Source organism: Dietzia papillomatosis NBRC 105045 (genome assembly GCF_001570845.1).
Lineage (GTDB): Bacteria > Actinomycetota > Actinomycetes > Mycobacteriales > Mycobacteriaceae > Dietzia > Dietzia cinnamea.
Window position 1 is genome coordinate 1 of record NZ_BCSL01000041.1, and the last position, 19512, is coordinate 19512.

Consider the following 19512-nt stretch of genomic DNA (forward strand, 5'->3'; position numbering starts at 1 on the left):
TGCTGGTCGGAGGCGGGCTCGACCAGCTCGAGCAGCACGCCGCCCGCGTCCTTCGGGTGCACGAAGTTGATGCGGGAATCGGCCGTGCCCCGCTTGGGCGCGGGGTACAGGACCCGGACGCCGCGGCCGGTGAGGTGCTCGGTGATCGCGTCGATGTCGGTGACACGGACCGCCATCTGCTGGATACCGGGCCCGTTGCGGTCGATGAACTTGGCGATCGTCGAGGTCTCGTCGAGCGGTGCCAGGACCTGGAGGAGGGCGCTGCCCTCGGGGCGACCGGGCGATCCGAGCATCGCCTCGCGCACGCCCTGCTCCTCGTTGACCTCCTCGTGGAGGTTCTCCATGCCCAGGTTGTCGCGGTACCAGGCCACCGCGGCGTCGAAGTCGGGCACCGCCACGCCGACGTGGTCGATCGCCACGACGAGCTCGGAGGGCAGCAGGGGTTGGCCGGTTGGGGTAGTGGTCATACCTGCCACGTTATCCGTTCCCCCTTCCCGGTAGTTTGGCCAGTACAGTCGTTTCCCCTCGATCGGAAGGTGTCCCATGACCGCCGACCCCACCCGCACCGTCATCGTCTCCGGTGCCCGTACCCCGTTCGGCCGCCTGCAGGGAGGCCTGTCCTCCCTGTCCGCTCCCGAGCTGGGCGGCATCGCGATCCGCGCCGCCCTCGAGCGCGGGAACGTCCCCGCCGAGGCCGTCGACCAGGTGATCATGGGTCAGGTTCTGTCCGCCGGTAACGGTCAGATGCCCGCGCGGCAGGCGTCGCTCGCGGCCGGTATCCCCAAGCGCGTCGACGCGCTGAACATCAACAAGATGTGCTTGTCCGGGCTCACCGCCATCGCGCTCGCCGACCAGGCGATCCGCTCGGGCCACTCCGAGGTCGTCGTCGCGGGCGGCCAGGAGTCCATGTCGCAGGCCCCGCACCTGCTGCCCAAGAGCCGGGCCGGCTACAAGTACGGCTCGATCGAGGTCCTGGACCACATGGCCTTCGACGGCCTGCACGACGTGCCGACGGACCAGCCGATGGGCGCGCTCACCGAGGCCCGCAACGTCGAGCGCGAGATCACCCGTGAGCACCAGGACGAGTTCGCCGCGATCTCCCACCAGCGCGCGGCCGCCGCCGCCGCGGAGGGCCGGTTCGCCGACGAGATCGTGCCGGTCACGGTCAAGGGCCGCAAGGGCGAGACCGTGGTGGACACCGACGAGGGGGTGCGCCCCGACTCAACGCCCGAGTCGATGGCCAAGCTCAAGCCTGCCTTCTCCAAGGACGGCACCATCACGGCCGGATCGTCGTCGCAGATCTCCGATGGTGCCTCCGCGGTGATCGTCACCAGCGCCGCGCGCGCCGAGGCCGAGGGCTGGACCGTCCTGGCCGAGATCGTCGGGTACGGGACGGTCGCCGGCCCGGACTCGACGCTTCAGCACCAGCCCGCCGACGCGGTGCTGGACGCCTGCAGGCGTGCGGACATCGATGTCAAGGACATCGACCTGTTCGAGTTCAACGAGGCCTTCGCCTCCGTCGGGCTGCACTCGACCCGGATGCTCGAGCTCAGCTCGGACCAGGTCAACGTCAACGGCGGGGCCATCTCCATCGGCCACCCGATCGGTGTGTCCGGTAACCGCGTCGTCCTCACGCTGGCGCTCGAGCTCGCCCGGCGGGGCGGCGGACTCGGCGCGGCCGCGCTCTGTGGCGGCGGCGGCCAGGGTGACGCCCTGCTCATCCGGGTGCCCGCGGCCGGCTGACACCCCCGTCCGGGCATCGTGGAAGGATCGGAGACGTGACGAGACCAGGTAACCGACCCCCGTCCGCCGCCGAGCAGAAGCTCGCGGCGTCGCTCGCCGGCGCCGTCGATCTCTCCGGCCTGAAGAAGCGAGCCGAGACCCGCCGGGACGCGGCCGCCCCCGGTCGCGCCCCGGGTCAGGGCGGTCCGCCGCAGGACGGGGGGTCGCGGGTGCGGGTGGAGGTGGACGAGGCCTCCTTCGAGCAGGAGGTCCTCGTCCGCTCCGCCCAGGTGCCGGTGATACTCGAACTCGTGTCGCAGCGGGCGCCGACCGCGCTGACGGCGACGCTGGCGGCCCTGGCCGAGGAGGCCGGGGGCCAGTGGGTGCACGCGACGGTCGACGTCGACGTGGCTCCGGGCATCGCGCAGGCCCTCCAGGCGCGCGCGGTGCCGACGGTCTACGCCGTCGCGGCCGGGCGGCCGCTCGCGGACTTCGAGGGCGAGCAGCCCGAGGACGCCCTCCGCCAGTGGCTCGCGGCCGTGCTCCGCGCGACCGAAGGCAAGCTGAGCGGGCCGGCCCCGGAGACCGGGGAGACCGAGCCGGACGAGGCGTCGGATCCCGAGCGGGACGCCGCGGAGGAGGCGTTGGCAGAGGGGGATCTCGCGGCCGCCGAGGAGCGCTTCACCGCGCTCGTGGACGCGCGCCCGGGCGATCACACGCTCGTCGAGGCGCTGCGGTACGTCCGGGCGGCGCGGCGCGTGTCGGAGGACGCGGACGCGGGCGAGGGTGCGGTGCCCGAGGCGCTGCGGGCCGCGGACGCGGCGCTTGTGGCCGGCGAGTACGAGACCGCCTTCTCCGGGTTGGTCGGCGCCGTCCGCGTCACCACCGGCGACGACCGTGCCGCCCTGCGTGCGAGGCTGCTCGAGCTCCTCGACGCGCTGCCGGCGGATGATCCGCGGGTGCTGGCCGCGCGCCGCGACCTGGCGAGCGCCCTGTACTGACGCATCACCGGTGGCCCCGCGTCGGGCCGCCGGTGCCCCGCGTCGAGCCGTCGGCGGGCCCCTGCCCGGGGCCGCCGACGGCTCTCCGCTATCCGGTGGGGGTGTGGCGGAACCACACGGTCGCGCGGGAGCCGACCGTGATCGCGGCGGAGTAGGGCCGCCCGTGGTGGGAGATCTGCTCGGCGTGGACGCCGCCGTAGTTGCCGGCGCCGGACCCCTCGTAGGCCTCGGCATCCGTGTTGAGGATCTCCTCCCAGTACCCGCCCTCGGGGAGGCCGATGCGGTAGTCGCCGAGAGGCGCGCCGGAGAAGTTCACGACACACGCGATGGTGCTGCCGTCGTGGTCGGTCCGCAGGAACGACAGCGTGTTGTGCTCGGAGTCGTTGGCGTCGATCCACGAGAAGCCCGAGGGGTCGTCGTCGAGCGCCCACAGACCGGGGTTCTCGGCGTAGCGGGCGTTGAGGTCGCGCACGCAGTCGCGGATGCCGCGGTGGTACTCGCCCTCCCAGCCCTCGAGGTCGTCCCACGCGACCCCGCGCTCGGCGTTCCACTCGGTGGTCTGGCCGAATTCCAGTCCCTGGAAGAGGAGCTTCTTACCGGGGTGGGCCCACATGTAGGCGTAGAGGCTGCGGATCCCGGCGGCGCGGTCCCACGAGGAGCCGGGCATGCGCTCCCACATGGAGCCCTTCCCGTGGACGACCTCGTCGTGGCTGAGGGGGAGGACGAAGCGCTCGCTCCAGGCGTACATGAGCGAGAAGGTGATCTCGCCGTGGTGGTAGCCGCGGTAGATCGGGTCCAGGCCCACGTACTGGAGGGTGTCGTTCATCCAACCCATGTTCCACTTCATGGAGAAGCCGAGGCCGCCGGTGTAGGTGGGGGCGGTGACGCCGCCCCACGAGGTGGACTCCTCGGCGACGGTGAGGACGCCGGGGTGCTTGCGGTGGACGGTGGCGTTGACCTCCTGGAGGAACGAGATGGCCTCGAGGTTCTCGCGGCCGCCGTGGATGTTGGGCGTCCACTGTCCCTCGTCGCGGGAGTAGTCGAGGTAGAGCATCGAGGCGACGGCGTCCACACGGAGGCCGTCGACGTGGAACTCGTCGGCCCAGTACAGGGCGTTGGCGACGAGGAAGTTGCGGACCTCGCGCCGGCCGAAGTCGAACACGTAGGTGCCCCAGTCGGGCTGTTCGCCGCGCCGGGGGTCGCCGTGCTCGTACAGCGGGGTGCCGTCGAACCGGCCGAGGGACCACTCGTCCTTGGGGAAGTGCGCGGGGACCCAGTCCACCAGGACGCCGATGCCGAGTGAGTGCAGGTGGTCGATCACGTAGCGCAGGTCGTCCGGGGAGCCGAACCGGCTGGTGGGGGCGAAGTAGCCGGAGACCTGGTAGCCCCACGAGCCGCCGAACGGGTGCTCGGCGACGGGCATCAGTTCGACGTGGGTGAACCCGGTGGAGAGGACGTGCTCGGCGAGTTGGTGCGCGAACTCGCGGTAGTCGAGTCCGGGCCGCCAGGAGCCGACGTGGACCTCGAGGATGGTCATGGGGGAGCGCGAGTGGTCGCGGGTCGCGCGGGCGGCGATCCACTCGTCGTCGTTCCACTCGTAGGCGGAGGTGAACACCTTCGACGCGGTGGCGGGGGGCACCTCGGTCGCGACGGCCATGGGGTCGGCGTGGTCGACGGTCCGCCCGTCGGCACCCCGGACGCGGTACTTGTAGACGGCGCCGTCGCCGACGTCGGGGACGAACAGTTCCCACACGCCGGAGGAGCCGATCGAGCGCATGGGCAGCGCCACGGGGTTCCAGCCGCAGAAGTCGCCGACCACGCTGACGCCGCGGGCGTTGGGCGCCCACACGGCGAAGGACGTCCCGGTGACCGGCCCGCCGGGGGAGTCGTAGGTGCGGACGTGCGCACCGAGCACGTCCCAGAGGCGCTCGTGGCGTCCCTCACCGATGAGGTGCAGGTCGACCTCGCCCAGGGTCGGCAGGAACCGGTAGCCGTCGGCGACGGTGCGGGTGTGGCCGTCCGCGTAGGCGACGCGGTAGCGGTAGTCGGGCACTTCGGCCTCGGGCAGCGCGGCCTGGAACAGGCCGTCGGAGACGGGCTCCATCGGGACCGTCCGGTCACCGAAGTCGATCTCGACGGACACCGCACCCGGCTGCATGGTGCGCACGACGGAACCGTCTCCGTCGCGGTGCGTCCCGTACACCGAGTGGGGATCGTGGTGGGTGCCCGCGCGCAGCCGACCGAGCACCTCGTCGGTGAGAGGCGTGGGATGCGGGGCGGCGGCCGGAGCGGGGCTCGCGGCCGGCCCGGGTGTCGCGGGTGCCGCCGGGGATGACGGCGACGACGACGAGGTCTTCTCCGGCCGGCGCCGGGCGGTCGCGGGGTCCTGCTTCTTGTGCTTTCCCATGGTCGTTCGCCTCAATCCACGGTGTGCGTTCGGTAGGACAGTTCGACCCTACGTGCTTCGGAGCAGGGTGGGATCGAGACGATGTGCGCGACCGCGGACCACGGCTCGAGCCGGATGTAATTGCTCGACCCCCAGTGGAACTCGGTGCCCGACACCTCGTCGCGGACGCTGAACCGGGCGTCGTCGTCGTAGCCGAGCGCCGCCATGTCCAGGTGCAGGGTGCCCTCCTGCGCGCCGAGGGAGTCCAGGGTGACCACGGTCAGGACGGTGTCGCCGGTGGCGGGATCGATCTTGGAGTAGGCGAGGATCTGGTCGTTGTCGACGTCGTGGAAGTGCAGGGTCCGCAGCTGCTGGAGCGCGGGGTGCTCGCGCCGGATCCGGTTGAGCGCGCGCAGCCAGGGCGCCAGCGACTGTCCGGCGGCCTCGGCGGCCGCGAAGTCGCGGGGCCGCAGTTCGTACTTCTCCGAGTCGAGGTATTCCTCGCTGCCCTCGGCGACCGGCTGCCACTCGTAGAGTTCGTAGCCCGAGTACACGCCCCAGGCGGGCGAGAGGGTCGCGGCGAGGGCGGCGCGGATCGCGAACATCGCCGGGCCGCCGCGCTGGAGCGACTCGTGCAGGATGTCCGGGGTGTTGGTGAACATGTTGGGCCGCGCCTCGTCGACGTGGGCCAGCAGCTGCTCGCAGAACTCGACCAGATCGGCCTTGCTGGTCTTCCACGTGAAGTACGTGTAGGACTGCGAGAACCCCCGCTTGGCGAGCCCGAACAGCCGGGCCGGTCGGGTGAACGCCTCGGCGAGGAACAACACGTCGGGCTCGGTGCGCTTGACCTCGCTGATGAGCCGGTTCCAGAAGTCGGCGGGCTTGGTGTGCGGGTTGTCCACACGGAAGATCCGCACGCCCAGTGAAGTCCAGTGCCTGACCACGCGCAGCACCTCGGCGTAGATGCCCTCGGGGTCGTTGTCGAAGTTGATCGGGTAGATGTCCTGGTACTTCTTGGGCGGGTTCTCGGCGTAGGCGATGTGTCCGTCGGGCAGGACGGTGAACCACTCCGGGTGCTCGGCGGCCCACGGGTGGTCGGGCGCGCACTGCAGCGCGAGATCGAGGGCCACCTCGACGCCGCGTTCGCCCGCGTACTCGACGAGACGCCGGAAATCCTCGGTCGTACCGAGGTCGGGGTGCACGGCGTCGTGGCCGCCGTCCCGTGAACCGATGGCCCACGGGGACCCCACGTCGTCCGGGTCGGGGGTCAGTGTGTTGTTGCGACCCTTGCGGTTGATCTCCCCGATGGGGTGGATGGGCGGCAGGTACACCACGTCGAACCCGAGGTCGACCGCGTGGTCGACGTACGCCCGCGAGGTGGCGAACGTGCCGTGGACGGGTCTGCCCTCGGCGTCCCAGCCGCCGGTGGATCGGGGGAAGAACTCGTACCAGGAGCTGAACTGAGCCTCGCGGCGATCGACCCACACCCGGTGGGTCTGCCCCACGGTGACCAGTTCGCGCACCGGGTCGGTGGCGAGCGCCGCGGCGACCTCCGCCGACAGGGCGCGCTCCGTGCGGGTGGCCGCGTCTCCGTCACCGCGCAGCGCGTCGGCGGCCCCCGAGAGGAGGGCGGCGCGGTCGGTCTCCCCCGCGGTGGTGGCCCGGGCGACCGCGAGGTCGAGCACGCGTGCGCCCACCTCGAACTCGTTGCCCAGCACGTCGGCGTCCTGACCCGCGTCCATCTTCTTGATGATGCCGCTGCGCCAGGTGGCGAAGGGGTCGGACCAGGCCTCCACGCGGAACGACCACATGCCGGGCACGTCGGTGGGCAACAGGGCGTGCACGGTGTCGGGTTCGGTACCGGGCGCCATCGTGGTGCGCGAGGAGAGGCCGCCGGGTCGGCGTACCACGAGGCTGGCGGACAGGGCGTCGTGCCCCTCCCGCCAGACGACGGCCGAGATCGGCAGTATCTCGCCGACCACCGATTTCGACGGGAACCTCCCGCAGGAGACGAGGGGACGGACCTCGTCGATGGCAAGACGGTCGTTCACGTCGGTGCTCCTTCCGGCTGCGGGTCGGCGCCGCGAAGTGGCGACGTCCGTCACCGTCGACGCTAGCGAAGTCGGGCCGATCCTTCAGGGCCGTCATCTCCGGTTAACCCGCGCGAGTCGTGTTCCTCCGCACCCGGGGCCGCGATAACCGGTTAGATGGGCGTCGTGAGCACCGCCATCGACATCGACCCCGACCTCGTCCTCGACCTGCGTGACGTCTCGCTCCGGCGGGACGGCAAGCCCCTCGTGGGGCCACTGACCTGGCAGGTCGAACTCGACGAGAGGTGGGTGGTGCTCGGCCCCAACGGTGCGGGTAAGACCTCGCTCCTGAGGATCGCCTCGGCGTTGGAGTACCCGAGCACCGGCACAGCCGTCATCCTCGGTGAGCAGCTCGGTCGGACGGAGGTGACCGAGCTGCGCAGCCGGGTCGGCCTGTCGTCGGTCGCCGTCGCGGGCCGGATCCCCGGCGACGAGGTGGTGAGCGACCTCGTCATCTCCGCCGGGTACTCGGTCCTGGGCCGCTGGCGGGAGAGGTACGACGAGCAGGACTTCGACCGCGCCGCCGACACCCTGGAGTCGATCGGCGCCGAACATCTCGCGGACCGGACGTGGGGCACACTCTCGGAGGGCGAGCGCAAGCGCGTGCTCATCGCGCGCGCCATGATGACCGACCCCGAACTGCTACTGCTCGACGAGCCGGGCGCCGGGCTGGATCTCGGCGGCCGCGAGGACCTCGTCGCCCGGCTCGGGGACATGGCCATGGACCCGGACGCCCCCGCGACGGTCCTGGTGACCCACCACGTCGAGGAGATCCCCCCGGGATTCACCCACGCCATGCTGCTGGCGGAGGGTGAAGTGACCGCCATGGGGCTCATCGACGACGTGATCACCTCCGGGAACCTCAGCCGGGCCTTCGCGCAGTCGATCACGGTCGACGCGATCGACGGCCGCTACTTCGCCCGCCGTGCCCGCCGATCGGGCCGGCACCGACGGGCGTGACCGGCGTGGCGGGCGCGAATGGCGGCGGCGGGGACACCCACGCGGGATACGCGCCGGACTCCGTCCCGATCCGTGAGGCGGCGACGGTCGCGCTGATCCGCGACGCCCGGGTCGGCGGGGGAGTCGAGGTGTTCCTGCAGCACCGCGTGTCGACGATGCAGTTCGCGGCGGGCATGTCGGTGTTCCCCGGCGGCGGGGTGGAGCCGCGCGACTACCACGGCACGCGGTCCTGGCGGGGGCCCGCGCCGCGGTGGTGGGCCGAGCGGTTCGGCATCGACGAGGGCCGCGCCGCCGCGGCGGTGCGAGGGGTCGCGCGCGAGCTGTTCGAGGAGACCGGCGTCCTGCTCGCCGAGCCGGCGGAACCCACCCCGCGCCCGACCACGCCCGCGGCCGTGCCCCCGGCGTCGCCCGGCGTCGCCGAGCGGCGCGCGCTCGACGCGGGGCACGGGGACCTCGACTCGCTCCTGGCCGCCCACGACCTGGTGCTGTCCGCGCACCTGCTGCGGCCGTGGGACCGCTGGACGACCCCGATCGGTCCGCAGCGGCGCTACGACACACTGTTCTTCGTGGCCGCACTGCCGGAGGGGACGGAACCGGACGGCGGGACGAGCGAAGCACGGGCCGCCGAGTGGATCCGCGCCGACGACGCGGCCCAGGCCGGCATCCTCGGCCACCTGGGGATGCTCCGGCCGACCCTCGACGTGCTGTCCGACCTCGCGGGAGCCGCGGACGTCGCCGAGGTGCTGGCCACCGAACGGGCCATCGCGCCCGGCGGGAACTAACCTTGCGGCGGTGACCCCCGAGGACCTCGACTTCCTGCGCACCGACGCCGGCCGCGACCTGATCGAGCTCGCCGCCGGGCTCGACTGGTCGCGGGCCCACGTCGTGTCCTCGACGGCGACCGTGCGCCGCGCGGACGCCGAGCACGCGGCCGCGGCGATCGACGTCGTCACCGCCCGTGCCCGCGCGCACGGCCGGATCCGCGGGGCGGGGGCGATGCTTCTCACCGACGAGGCGGTGCAGCAGGCCACGGCCTGGCCCGTCGCCGCCCTCCGCGCCGAACGCCTGGCGGGCCGGGACGTCCACGACGTGACGTGCTCGGTCGGCGCCGAGCTCACCGAGCTCGTCCGCACGGCCGGCCGCGTGATCGGCTCGGACCTCGACCCGGTGCGCGCGCGGATGGCCGCCCACAACGTCCCCGGGGCGCTGGTGTGTGTGGCGGACGCGCTCGCGCCGCCGAGCCGCGACGCCGTGCTGGTGGCCGATCCCGCCCGCCGCGCCGGGGGACGCCGCATCCACGACCCGGCGCAGCTCAGCCCACCGCTGCCGGACCTCCTCGCCGTGGCCACGGACCGCGACCACGTCATCAAGTGCGCGCCCGGACTCGACACCTCCGCCCTCGGCCACGAGGGCGAGGTCGAGCTGGTCTCCCTCGACGGCTCGGTACGCGAGGCCTGCCTGTGGTCGTCGGGCCTGGCCGGGGGCGTACGGAGACGCGCGACGGTCGTGCGCACCGCCGCCGCCGGGGCGCCGGGCCCGTGGGGACCGGCGCGCCTGACCGCGGACGGTGTCGCCGTGCACGTGGAGGAGGTGACCGACGGCGACGACGACGAGGTCGCCGCCCACCCCGAACCCGAGCGGTTCATCGTGGACCCGGACGGGGCGGTCGTCCGGGCGGGGCTCGTGCGGCACTGGGCCCGCAGGCACGGGCTCCGTCAGCTCGACCCGCGGATCGCGCACCTGACCGGCCCGCGGATCCCTCCGGGCCACAGCGGGTTCGAGGTGCTCGAGCGGTGTCGGCTGGACCGCAAGCAGCTGCGTCGCGCCCTGCGCGCGCGGGACTGCGGGTCGCTGGAGATCCTCGTGCGCGGCGTCGACACCGACCCGGACGTGCTGCGTCGCTCGCTGTCGCTGTCGGGGTCGCGGCCGCTCGCGCTGGTGGTCACCCGCATCGGCACGTCGGCCGTGGTGTTCGTGTGCGGGCCCCGGACCCGGGCCACCGGGGATCAGCCGAACATGTAGACCGCGCCCATCGCGGTCGTCAACGCGATCCGACCGTCCGAATCGACGCTGAGCCCCGACACGGGACCCGACGCCGCGGGCACCTCGAGCCGGTGGACGGTCCGCCCGTCGCCGCCGTCGAGCACGTGTACGGCGATGCCGGGCTCGCCGCCGCCACCGCCCGCGCGCACGGCCACGATCACCTGCCCGTCCGGGGTCGCGGCAGGGTTGGTGAGCTGCTGCAGATCGTCCCGGCGCCAGACCTCGCGGCCGGTCCCGTCGACCGGGCGGACGGCCACCACGGGCGCCGGGCCCGCGTCGTCGTCGTGCTCGTCGTCGGGACCCCTCCACACGGTCGTCGTGCGGCCCGCGGTGACGAGGGTGCCGTCGGGCAGCAACGCCGGCGAGGCGTCCGGGCGGTACCCGACCGGCACCGACCACAGTTCGGCGCCGTCGGCCGCCCGGTACGCGGCGAGGGCGCCGTCCGCGGCGTGCACGTAGACCTCGTCCCGGTCACCCGACAGGACCACCGGCACGCCCAGCCGGCCCTCGGTCAGAGGGACGCGCCACAGGACCTCCAGGGCGGGCGCGTCGTCACCGACCAACCGCACGGCGACCAGCTCCGGCTCCGCCGCGCCCGGCGTCCACGCGGTGAGGTACGCCGTGGCCGCGTCGGTGTCCACGGCCGCGGCCGCCGGCACCGGGCACCCCCGCGCGCCGGTGGCGCACCACGGCAGACCGTAGGCCGGATCGTCCGTCACGACGTCACCGGTGAGACGCAGCTCGGGGGTGACGTCCAGACCCGTGTGGGCGTTGACGACACGCGCGACCCCGAGGTGGGAGACGAGCAACAGGTGGCGGTTGTCCATCAACGTCACGGTGGTCGGCACGCCGCGGGTGGCGGCGAACCACCGGTTCTCGCCCTCGGCGGCCACCGCCGCGACCCCGCCGTACGCCGGGACGAACAGCGAACCGCGCCCGTCGACCGTCGCCGTGATGCGCGGGCCGTCCGTCGGCATACGGGAGCACCACCGCTTGCGGCCGTCGTCGGCGGTCAGGGCGAAGAGGTTGCAGCCGCGCTCGGAGACCGTCGCCTGGAACGACGTGCCGATCCCGTCGGAGGAGGCCACCCCGATCGCCGGGGCGCCCAGCGTGCGCGACCAGAAGAGCTCGGGGGAGTCCGACACCCCGGCGTGCGCCCGCGACGAGTTCGGCGGGCCACCGGCCACCGACGACCAGCTCGCGGCCTGGCCGAGGCGCGCGCCCCCGCTCGGCGTGTCCGACGCGCAGCCCGAGACCACGCCCAGGGCGAGCCCGGCCACGACCAGGGACCGCACGGTGCGCGGTAACGATGCCGGTGCCACAGGTCCCCCCGTCGAAAGAGTGATCAGGGCGTAAGCGTAGTCCGAGCGCCCGGCGACCCAGGGGTACGCCCGGGGGAACCGCTACTCGCGGAGCGCGCTCCGCCGATACCGTGACGACACTCACCCTGCCCGCGAGGGCACCAGCCCCGGCCCCGGCCCGACGGAAGGCGGACACCCCGATGACAGCGAACTCCGGACTCGACACCGCGCTGACCCCGCTAAGCTTCCTGGAGAAGGCCGCGCGCGTCTCACCCGACGCGACCGCGGTGGTGGACGGCCCGCGGCGCCAGACCTACGCCGAGTTCGCCGACCGGGCCACCAGACTTGCCTCGCTGCTGAAGATGCGCGGCGTCGCGCGCGGCGACCGCGTCGGCGTCCTCGCCCCCAACTCCGCGGAGGCCCTGCTCGCCCAGTTCGCCGTCCCGCTGGCCGGCGGAGCCGTGGTCGCACTCAACACCCGTCTGGCCCCGGCCGAGATCGCCTACATCGTCGACCACGCCGGCATCGAGGTGCTCATCGCCGACGCCGACCTGCTCGCCGGCCTGGGCGACGAGGTCCCCGACGCGCTGCGGCTGCTCCTCGTCGCGCCCGACGCCGACGGCACGCAGCCCGACGCGTCCCGCTTCGGCCCGCGTGCCGAGGCCCTCGAGGAGGGCCTCGCGAACGCCTCGCCGCAGCCCGTGCCGTGGACCGTCGCCGACGAGGACTCCGTCATCGCCGTCAACTACACCTCCGGCACGACCGGTCGCCCCAAGGGCGTCATGTACACCCACCGCGGCGCCTACCTCAACGCGCTCGGCGAGATCATCACCCAGGACCTCGACGCCGACTCGCGGTACCTGTGGACCCTGCCGATGTTCCACTGCAACGGCTGGTGCACCACCTGGGCGCTGACCGGTGCGCGGGGCACCCACGTGTGTCTGCGCGCCGTCCGCGGGGAGGACATCTGGAGACTGTTCGACGACGAGGGGATCAACCGCCTCGCCGGTGCCCCCGCCGTGTTGAGCACCATCGCGGACGACCCGGCCGCCCGGCCGATCGAGGGGATCCGCATGATCACCGCCGGGGCGCCGCCCTCGCCGACCATCCTGCGCCGCTTCGAGGAGCTAGGGATCGACGTCACCCAGGTGTACGGCCTCACCGAGACCTACGGCCCCTTCACCGTGTGCACCCCGCAGCCCGGCTGGGCCGATCTCGACCCCGACGAGCGTGCCGGCCTCAAGTCCCGCCAGGGCGTCGCGATGATCCACGCCGACACCGTGCGCGTGGTCGAGCGGACCTCGCCCGGGGAGACCCGTCTGATCGACGTGCCCGCCGACGGCGTGACGATGGGCGAGGTCGTGATGACCGGCAACGGCGTCATGAAGGGCTACTTCAACGACCCCGAGGCCACCGCCGCCGCGTTCGCCGGGGGCTGGTTCCACTCAGGTGACCTCGGCGTGATGCACCCCGACGGATACGTGCAGCTGCTCGACCGCGCCAAGGACGTGGTGGTCTCCGGCGGCGAGAACATCTCCACGATCGAGGTCGAGCAGGCGATCGTCTCCCACCCCGACGTCGTGGACTGCGCCGTGGTGTCCATGCCCGACGAGAAGTGGGGCGAGCGGCCCAAGGCCTACGTCGTGGTGCGGCCGGGGTCGCAGCTCGACGAGGCCGGCGTGATCGAGCACTGCCGCACGAAGATCGCCCGCTACAAGGTCCCCGGCGCGGTGGAGCTGACCGAGGCGCTGCCCCGGACGTCCACCGGCAAGGTGCGCAAGAACGAACTGCGCGACGCCGCGTGGGCGGGCTGGGAGAAGCGGATCAACTGAGGCGGGCGAACCCGGCCCCGCCACCGTGGTGCCGGTGCCGTTATTGTGTCAGGTAGGACCACAATCCGGTGCGCCCGGTCATGACGGGGGCGCACCCCGCCCCGACTCGCAGGAGGTCGACGCAGGCCCATGACGAACATCGTCGTACTGATCAAGCAGGTTCCCGACACCTATTCCGAGCGCAAGCTCTCGGACGGGGACTACACCCTGGACCGCGAGGCCGCGGACGCGGTCCTGGACGAGATCAACGAGAAGGCCGTCGAGCAGGCGCTCCAGATCAAGGAGGCCAACGGCGGCGAGGTCACCGTCCTGTGCGCCGGACCGGATCGCGCCACCGAGGCCATCCGCAAGGCCCTGTCGATGGGTGCCGACAAGGCGGTCCACCTCAACGACGAGGGCCTCCACGGTTCCGACGTCGTCCAGACCGCGTGGGCCCTGGCCAACGTGCTGGGCACCATCGAGGGCACCGAGCTGGTCATCGCCGGCAACGAGGCCACCGACGGCCGCATGGGTGCCGTCCCGGCCATCCTCGCCGAGTACCTGGGCCTGCCCCAGCTCACCCACATGCGCACCCTCGAGATCGCCGACGGCGTGGCCCGGGGCGAGCGCGAGACCGACGAGGGCATCTTCGAGGTCGAGGCCTCCCTGCCGTGCGTCGTGTCGGTCGGCGAGAAGATCAACGAGCCGCGGTTCCCGTCCTTCAAGGGCATCATGGCCGCCAAGAAGAAGCCGGTCGAGGTCCTCACCCTGGCCGACGCGAACGTCGAGGCCGGCCAGGTCGGCAAGGACAACGCCGCGTCGACCGTGACCTCCTCCGCCCCCAAGCCGCCGCGTGCGGCCGGTGAGAAGGTCGTCGACGAGGGCGAGGGCGGCAACGACATCGCCAAGTACCTCGTGTCGCAGAAGCTCATCTGACGCGAGCTCACCCCGACCGACTCATCACAGTCTTTTTCAAGGAGAACCCACCATGGCTGAAGTCCTCGTCGCGGTCGAGCACGTCGACGGCGAACTCAAGAAGGTCACCAACGAGCTGCTGACCGCCGCCCGCGCGCTCGGCGAGCCGTCCGCCGTCGTGTTCGGCGAGACCGGCACCGCCGCCGCGCTCACCGACGCCCTCAAGGAGGCCGGCGCGGAGAAGATCTACGTCGCCGAGGGCGACGCGGTGCAGAACTACCTCGTCACCCCCAAGGTCGACGTCCTGGCCGGCCTCGCCGAGCAGGGCGCCGCCGCGATCGTCCTGGCCGCCACCTTCGAGGGCAAGGAGGTCGCGGGTCGTCTCGCGGCGCGCACCGGCTCGGGCGTCCTCACCGACGTCATCGAGATCCGCGAGGACGGCTCCGCCGTCCACTCGATCTTCGGTGGCGCCTACACCGTCGAGGCCACCGTCTCCGGCGACACCCCGATCTACACGGTCCGTCCCGGCTCCGTCGAGGCGTCCCCGGCCGCGGGCGCGGGTGAGGTCGTCGAGGTCCAGGTCCCCGAGCCCGAGAACGCCGCGAAGATCATCTCGCGCAACCCGATCGTCGGTGGCGACCGCCCCGAGCTCACCGAGGCGACCGTCGTCGTCTCCGGTGGACGCGGTGTCGGCTCGGCCGAGAAGTTCGAGGAGGTCGTCGAGCCGCTCGCCGACTCCCTCAAGGGTGCGGTCGGCGCCTCCCGCGCCGCCGTCGACTCGGGCTACTACCCGGGCCAGTTCCAGGTCGGCCAGACCGGCAAGACCGTGTCGCCGCAGCTGTACATCGCCCTGGGCATCTCCGGCGCCATCCAGCACCGCGCCGGCATGCAGACGTCCAAGACGATCGTCGCGGTGAACAAGGACGAGGAGGCCCCGATCTTCGAGATCGCGGACTACGGCATCGTCGGCGACCTGTTCAACGTCGCCCCGCAGCTCACCGAGGCCATCAACGCCCGCAAGTGAGCCCCGCACACCGTGTCTGACGGACGCGACCCGGACCCCGGCACCCCTGCGGTGCCGGGGTCCGGCGCATCCGGGCGTATCCTTGCCTGCGATATGCCCACCTTGCGCCCCGTGCACTATCTGGACCACGCCGCGACCACCCCGATGCGTCCGGCGGCCGTCGCCGCCTACGCCGAGGCGGCCTCGGTGGTCGGCAACGCCTCCTCGCTCCACGGCTCCGGTCGCCGCGCGCGGCGACGCGTCGAGGAGGCCCGCGAGTCGCTCGCCCACCACCTCGGGTGTCGCCCCTCGGAGGTGGTGTTCACCTCCGGCGGCACCGAGTCCGACAACCTCGCGATCCTCGGCCAGGCCGCCGCGCACGACGGCGACCTCGTCGCCGTCGGCGCCACCGAGCACCACTCCGTGCTCGACGCCGCAGCCCATCTGGCGACCGGGCGCGGGGGAGAAAAGGAGATCCGGCTCCTGCCCGTCGACACTCGCGGCGCCGTCGTTCCCGACACCGTCCGCGAGCTCGCCGAGGAGGCCGGCCCCCGCCTCGCCCTCGTCGCAACGATGCTGGCCAACAACGAGATCGGTACCCTCGGCGACGTCGCGGCGGTCGCCGGCCACGCCCGCGCGGTCGGCGCCGCGGTCCACACCGACGCCGTCCAGGCCGTGGGGCACGTGCCGGTGGACTTCGCCGCCCTCGGCGTCACCTCGCTGAGCCTGTCCGCCCACAAATTCGGAGGCCCGCTCGGGGTGGGCGCCCTGATCCTCGACCGGGGCGCCGAGTGCGTTCCGATCGGCTTCGGCGGCGGGCAGGAGCGCGATCTGCGCTCCGGGTCGGTGGACGTCCCCGGTGTCGTCGCCATGGCCGTGGCGCTCGACGAGGCCGTCCGCGAGATGGAGACCGAGACGCGGCGGCTGACCGCGCTGCGGGACCGGCTGATCGACGGCGTGCTCGCCGCGGTCCCCGGTGCTATCGCCAACGGGGGCGGCGAGCGCCTCCCGGGGATCGCCAACATCACCTTCCCCGGATGCTCCGGGGAGTCGCTCATCCTCCTGTTGGACGCCGCCGGGATCGAGTGCTCGACCGGCTCCGCGTGCACCGCCGGGGTCGCCGAGCCCAGTCACGTCCTGCTCGCCCTCGGCGCCGACGACGCCTCGGCCCGGAGCAGCCTGCGGCTCAGCCTGGGGTACACGACGACGGAGGCCGACATCGACGCCGCGATCGCCGCCCTGGGCCCCGCCGCCGACCGCGCCCGCGTCGCGGGCCTCGGCCTGGCCCGCGCCGGGGTGAGCGCATCATGAGAGTGCTCGCCGCGATGAGCGGGGGAGTGGACTCCGCCGTGGCCGCCGCCCGAGCCGTTGCCGCCGGCCACGAGGTCGTGGGCGTGCACCTGGCCCTCAGCAGCGATCCGGCGACCCTGCGGACCGGATCCCGGGGCTGCTGCTCGCGCGAGGACGCCGGAGACGCACGCCGCGTCGCCGACCTGCTGGGGATCCCCTTCTACGTCTGGGACTTCGCCGAGCGGTTCCGGGCCGACGTCATCGACGACTTCGTCGAGTCCTACGCCCGCGGGGAGACGCCCAACCCGTGCCTGCGCTGCAACGAGCGCATCAAGTTCGAGGCGCTGCTCGAGCGCGGCATGGCGCTCGGGTTCGACGCCGTCGCGACCGGACACTACGCGCGGCTGTCGACCGAGGAGCTCCCCGACGGCTCCCGCCGACCCGTCCTGCGCCGAGCGGTCGACGCGGCCAAGGACCAGTCCTACGTCCTCGGCGTGCTCACCCCCGAGCAGCTCGCCCACTCGATGTTCCCGCTGGGAGCCTCGCTCAAGTCGCAGGTCCGCGCCGAGGCGGAGGCGGCGGGCCTGCCGGTGGCCACTAAGCCCGACAGCCACGACATCTGCTTCATCCCGTCCGGCGACACGCGTGCGTTCCTCGGTGCCCGCATCGGGGTGCGCCCCGGCGCGGTCGTCGACGCCGACACCGGTGACGAGCTCGGCCGCCACGACGGGATCCACGGGTTCACCATCGGCCAGCGCAAGGGGCTCGGCGTGCAGGGACCCGCGGCCGACGGCCGCCCCCGGTACGTCACCGCGATCGACGCCGACAGCGGCACGGTCACCGTCGGCGGTGCCGCTCACCTGCTGTCCGTCGCCATGACGGCCACCTCGCCGTACTGGCTGGTCGACGACGACATCCGCGAGACCGACTGCCACGTCCAGATCCGCGCGCACGGCGAGGCCACCCCGGCCCACGTCCGGCGCATCGGGGACGGAGCGGACGCCACTCTCGAGATCACCCTGCACGAGCCGGTCCGCGGGGTCGCGCCCGGGCAGGCCGCCGTTTTGTACCGCTCCGAGCCCGACGGCGACCGCGTCCTGGGCAGCGGCACCATCTCCGCCTCCCGCCCGGCGACGGAGGCGGTGTGACGCCGGAGGCGGGCCCCGCTCCGTCCAGCACCGGGCCCGGCCCGATGCCCGGCACCGATCCCCGCGAGGCGGCCCGCGTCGTGATGGGGGAGTGCCACTCCCTGCCGTTCCTGCCGGAGTTGCCGGACCGGGGACCGGGCGCGGACGCGATCGGCCGCACCCTCGCGACGCTCGCCGACCTGCCCACGGACGTCACCCCGCGCGGGTGGCGACTCGCGGATTCGCCGGGCCGTCTCGCCCGGCGGGCCGCAGACCACCTCGACCGGGACGGCGACGCCCTCGAGGAGGCCGACGAGCTGGCGAGGGACCCCGAGGAGGTCCCCGAGCCCGGCCGTCGTCGGCTCCAGGTGCGGATCGTGGGCCCGTGGTCGCTCGCGGCGCAGGTGGAACTGCCCGGCGGGATGCCGGTCCTGTCGGACCGCGGTGCTCGACGCGACCTGGCGGCCTCCCTCGGCGAGGGCGCGGGAGCCCTCGCCGCCCGGTTCGCGAGCCGACTGCGCGCGGGCGCCCGCGTCCTGCTCGACGAGCCACTGCTCTGGAAGGTGGCCGCCGGGACGGTGCAGTCACCCAGCCGTCTCGACCCGATCGCGGCCGTCCCCGCGGACCAGCTCGCCCTGTCGCTGTGCCGCTTCGGGGACGCCCTGCGCCGCGCCGGCGCCGCCGAGGTCATGGTGCGTGTCCCCGTGACATCGGATCCCGGCGCTCCGCCGGTCTGGTCCGTCATCGCCGAGCCGCCCCGGGGCGAGACGCCTCTCGACGGCGCGTGCCTAGCCGCCTCACCGCTGTACTCCGCGCGGTCACACGCCGCCCTCGACGCCGCCGGCACCCTGCTGGGGGATGGCCGCACCCTCCAGTTGGAGGGTCTGCCCGGTGCCGGCGGGCCGCCGCTGACCTCCACCGAGGCCGAACGGCCCGCGGCGGAGGTGTTGGCACTGCTCGACCGGCTCGGGGCGCCACCCCAGTCGGGCCTGCCCTTGACCGTGCTCACTCCGACGGCTGACGAGGTCGTCGCGGCCTCCGGGGCCGCCGCGGCACTCCGCGGAGTCAGACTCGTCGCGGACACCGCTCCCCGCATGGCCGAGTGACCGACCGGGCCTACACGGTCGCCATCGGCCACAGGGTGCTGACGTCGGACGCGTCCTTCCCGCAGCGTTCGAGGTAGGCGGCGAAGTCCCGCTGGCGGGCCTCGTGCCACCGGGCCTGCTGGGCGTTGGACTCGCGCCAGTCACAGCCGGACAACTCCTGTTGCGTCCCCAGCATCTTCCACGCCAGGCGCGCGGCCGCGAGCGCGTCCGCGGCCGCCTCGTGCGCGGCGTCGAGGCGCACCCCGTGCTGACCGCACAGCGCCTCCAACGTGCGCTTGCCCTTGCGGAAGGGATCGACGGCACGGTCGACGACATACGGATCGATGACCGGGCCGGCCACCTCGAAGGTCGGGTGCCACCGGCGCAGGATCGTCAGGTCGTAGCACGCGTTGAACACCACGAGCGTGCGGCCGTCGCGCCATCCCTGCCGGATGGCCTCCACGGTCTCCGCGATGACCTCCGCGTGGGGCCTACCGTGTTCCCTCGCGTGGGCGGTGGTGATGCCGTGGACATCCGTCGCCCCCTCGGGGATCTCGATACCGGGATCGGCCAGCCAGTTCCGTTCCCTCTTGTGCGGCCCGTCGATCTCGATGAGGGCCGAGGTCACGACGTGGGCCGTGCGCGGGTCGGGACCGGTCGTCTCGAGGTCGAAGGCCAGCAGGCGGTTCCGGTCGATGGTGACGGGGAGCGTGATGTCGTTGGTCATGGGCTCACCGTAGGCCAGCGCTCCGACACCGCGGAGGCGTCGCGGCCGCGT

Annotated in this window: 16 protein-coding genes; 11 read left to right on the forward strand and 5 right to left on the reverse strand. The window is 73.1% G+C overall.

Annotated elements, in window-relative coordinates:
* A partial coding sequence (gene mce, locus DPA01S_RS13175; protein WP_061916895.1) for a methylmalonyl-CoA epimerase occupies window positions 1–467 on the reverse strand: 467 nt, incomplete at its 3' end.
* A 76-nt stretch (window positions 468–543) separates the two neighbouring features.
* On the opposite strand from mce, the gene DPA01S_RS13180 reads away from it, so the two are divergent.
* The gene (locus DPA01S_RS13180; RefSeq protein WP_061916900.1) at window positions 544–1743 is read left to right on the forward strand and encodes an acetyl-CoA C-acetyltransferase; all 1200 of its coding nucleotides are present in this window, start codon (window positions 544–546) and stop codon (window positions 1741–1743) included.
* A 35-nt stretch (window positions 1744–1778) separates the two neighbouring features.
* Entirely contained in the window at window positions 1779–2723 is a 945-nt protein-coding gene (locus DPA01S_RS13185; RefSeq protein WP_007627604.1) for a tetratricopeptide repeat protein, read from the forward strand.
* An 88-nt stretch (window positions 2724–2811) separates the two neighbouring features.
* Here DPA01S_RS13185 and glgB read toward each other — a convergent pair whose 3' ends face one another.
* Window positions 2812–5130: a 1,4-alpha-glucan branching protein GlgB gene (gene glgB / locus DPA01S_RS13190; protein ID WP_232303152.1), complete on the reverse strand. Its 2319-nt coding sequence runs from the start codon at window positions 5128–5130 to the stop codon at window positions 2812–2814.
* An 11-nt stretch (window positions 5131–5141) separates the two neighbouring features.
* On the reverse strand, window positions 5142–7160 hold the full coding sequence (locus DPA01S_RS13195) for a maltotransferase domain-containing protein (protein WP_061229422.1): 2019 nt from the start codon (window positions 7158–7160) through the stop codon (window positions 5142–5144).
* Between the two features lie 156 nt (window positions 7161–7316).
* Here DPA01S_RS13195 and DPA01S_RS13200 point away from each other — a divergent pair, with 156 nt between their 5' ends.
* The 3 genes from DPA01S_RS13200 to DPA01S_RS13210 are packed head-to-tail and all read left to right on the forward strand — an operon-like array spanning window position 7317 to window position 10181.
* Window positions 7317–8159 carry an ABC transporter ATP-binding protein gene (locus tag DPA01S_RS13200; protein ID WP_061229421.1) on the forward strand — a complete coding sequence of 281 codons (843 nt, stop codon included), beginning with the start codon at window positions 7317–7319 and terminating at the stop codon, window positions 8157–8159.
* 5 nt (window positions 8160–8164) lie between these two features.
* Complete coding sequence (locus DPA01S_RS13205; RefSeq protein WP_061229424.1) at window positions 8165–8941, forward strand: NUDIX hydrolase; 777 nt, start codon at window positions 8165–8167, stop codon at window positions 8939–8941.
* A gap of 10 nt (window positions 8942–8951) precedes the next feature.
* On the forward strand, window positions 8952–10181 hold the full coding sequence (locus DPA01S_RS13210) for a THUMP-like domain-containing protein (protein WP_061229420.1): 1230 nt from the start codon (window positions 8952–8954) through the stop codon (window positions 10179–10181).
* Here DPA01S_RS13210 and DPA01S_RS13215 read toward each other — a convergent pair.
* A complete protein-coding gene (locus DPA01S_RS13215) occupies window positions 10166–11497 on the reverse strand; it encodes an outer membrane protein assembly factor BamB family protein (protein WP_061229419.1) in 1332 nt (443 codons plus the stop codon). The two genes, DPA01S_RS13210 and DPA01S_RS13215, sit on opposite strands and share 16 nt — an antisense overlap.
* A gap of 206 nt (window positions 11498–11703) precedes the next feature.
* Here DPA01S_RS13215 and DPA01S_RS13220 point away from each other — a divergent pair, with 206 nt between their 5' ends.
* The 6 genes from DPA01S_RS13220 (at window position 11704) to DPA01S_RS13245 (ending at window position 18755) form a co-directional block, all read left to right on the forward strand.
* On the forward strand, window positions 11704–13335 hold the full coding sequence (locus DPA01S_RS13220; RefSeq protein WP_061229418.1) for an AMP-binding protein: 1632 nt from the start codon (window positions 11704–11706) through the stop codon (window positions 13333–13335).
* A 129-nt stretch (window positions 13336–13464) separates the two neighbouring features.
* On the forward strand, window positions 13465–14250 hold the full coding sequence (locus DPA01S_RS13225; protein WP_061229417.1) for an electron transfer flavoprotein subunit beta/FixA family protein: 786 nt from the start codon (window positions 13465–13467) through the stop codon (window positions 14248–14250).
* Window positions 14251–14302: 52 nt separating this feature from the next.
* Complete coding sequence (locus tag DPA01S_RS13230) at window positions 14303–15253, forward strand: electron transfer flavoprotein subunit alpha/FixB family protein (protein WP_061229416.1); 951 nt, start codon at window positions 14303–14305, stop codon at window positions 15251–15253.
* 93 nt (window positions 15254–15346) lie between these two features.
* Window positions 15347–16543: a cysteine desulfurase family protein gene (locus tag DPA01S_RS13235; protein ID WP_061229415.1), complete on the forward strand. Its 1197-nt coding sequence runs from the start codon at window positions 15347–15349 to the stop codon at window positions 16541–16543.
* Window positions 16540–17670 carry a tRNA 2-thiouridine(34) synthase MnmA gene (gene mnmA / locus DPA01S_RS13240; protein ID WP_061916904.1) on the forward strand — a complete coding sequence of 377 codons (1131 nt, stop codon included), beginning with the start codon at window positions 16540–16542 and terminating at the stop codon, window positions 17668–17670. The genes DPA01S_RS13235 and mnmA overlap by 4 nt, the downstream gene beginning before the upstream one ends.
* Window positions 17667–18755 carry a uroporphyrinogen decarboxylase/cobalamine-independent methonine synthase family protein gene (locus tag DPA01S_RS13245; protein ID WP_232303153.1) on the forward strand — a complete coding sequence of 363 codons (1089 nt, stop codon included), beginning with the start codon at window positions 17667–17669 and terminating at the stop codon, window positions 18753–18755. The genes mnmA and DPA01S_RS13245 overlap by 4 nt, the downstream gene beginning before the upstream one ends.
* 10 nt (window positions 18756–18765) lie before the next feature.
* Here DPA01S_RS13245 and DPA01S_RS13250 read toward each other — a convergent pair whose 3' ends face one another.
* Window positions 18766–19461 carry an exonuclease domain-containing protein gene (locus DPA01S_RS13250; RefSeq protein WP_061916907.1) on the reverse strand — a complete coding sequence of 232 codons (696 nt, stop codon included), beginning with the start codon at window positions 19459–19461 and terminating at the stop codon, window positions 18766–18768.
* Between the last annotated feature and the right edge of the window lie 51 nt (window positions 19462–19512).

What these genes read in the sequence shown, in the direction of transcription:
- DPA01S_RS13180 (WP_061916900.1), top strand. Translation starts at nt 544, where the DNA reads ATGACCGCCGACCCCACCCGCACCGTCATCGTCTCCGGTGCCCGTACC.
- glgB (WP_232303152.1), bottom strand. Translation starts at nt 5,130, where the DNA reads ATGGGAAAGCACAAGAAGCAGGACCCCGCGACCGCCCGGCGCCGGCCG.
- DPA01S_RS13200 (WP_061229421.1), top strand. Translation starts at nt 7,317, where the DNA reads ATGGGCGTCGTGAGCACCGCCATCGACATCGACCCCGACCTCGTCCTC.
- DPA01S_RS13220 (WP_061229418.1), top strand. Translation starts at nt 11,704, where the DNA reads ATGACAGCGAACTCCGGACTCGACACCGCGCTGACCCCGCTAAGCTTC.
- DPA01S_RS13225 (WP_061229417.1), top strand. Translation starts at nt 13,465, where the DNA reads ATGACGAACATCGTCGTACTGATCAAGCAGGTTCCCGACACCTATTCC.
- DPA01S_RS13230 (WP_061229416.1), top strand. Translation starts at nt 14,303, where the DNA reads ATGGCTGAAGTCCTCGTCGCGGTCGAGCACGTCGACGGCGAACTCAAG.
- DPA01S_RS13235 (WP_061229415.1), top strand. Translation starts at nt 15,347, where the DNA reads ATGCCCACCTTGCGCCCCGTGCACTATCTGGACCACGCCGCGACCACC.
- mnmA (WP_061916904.1), top strand. Translation starts at nt 16,540, where the DNA reads ATGAGAGTGCTCGCCGCGATGAGCGGGGGAGTGGACTCCGCCGTGGCC.
- DPA01S_RS13250 (WP_061916907.1), bottom strand. Translation starts at nt 19,461, where the DNA reads ATGACCAACGACATCACGCTCCCCGTCACCATCGACCGGAACCGCCTG.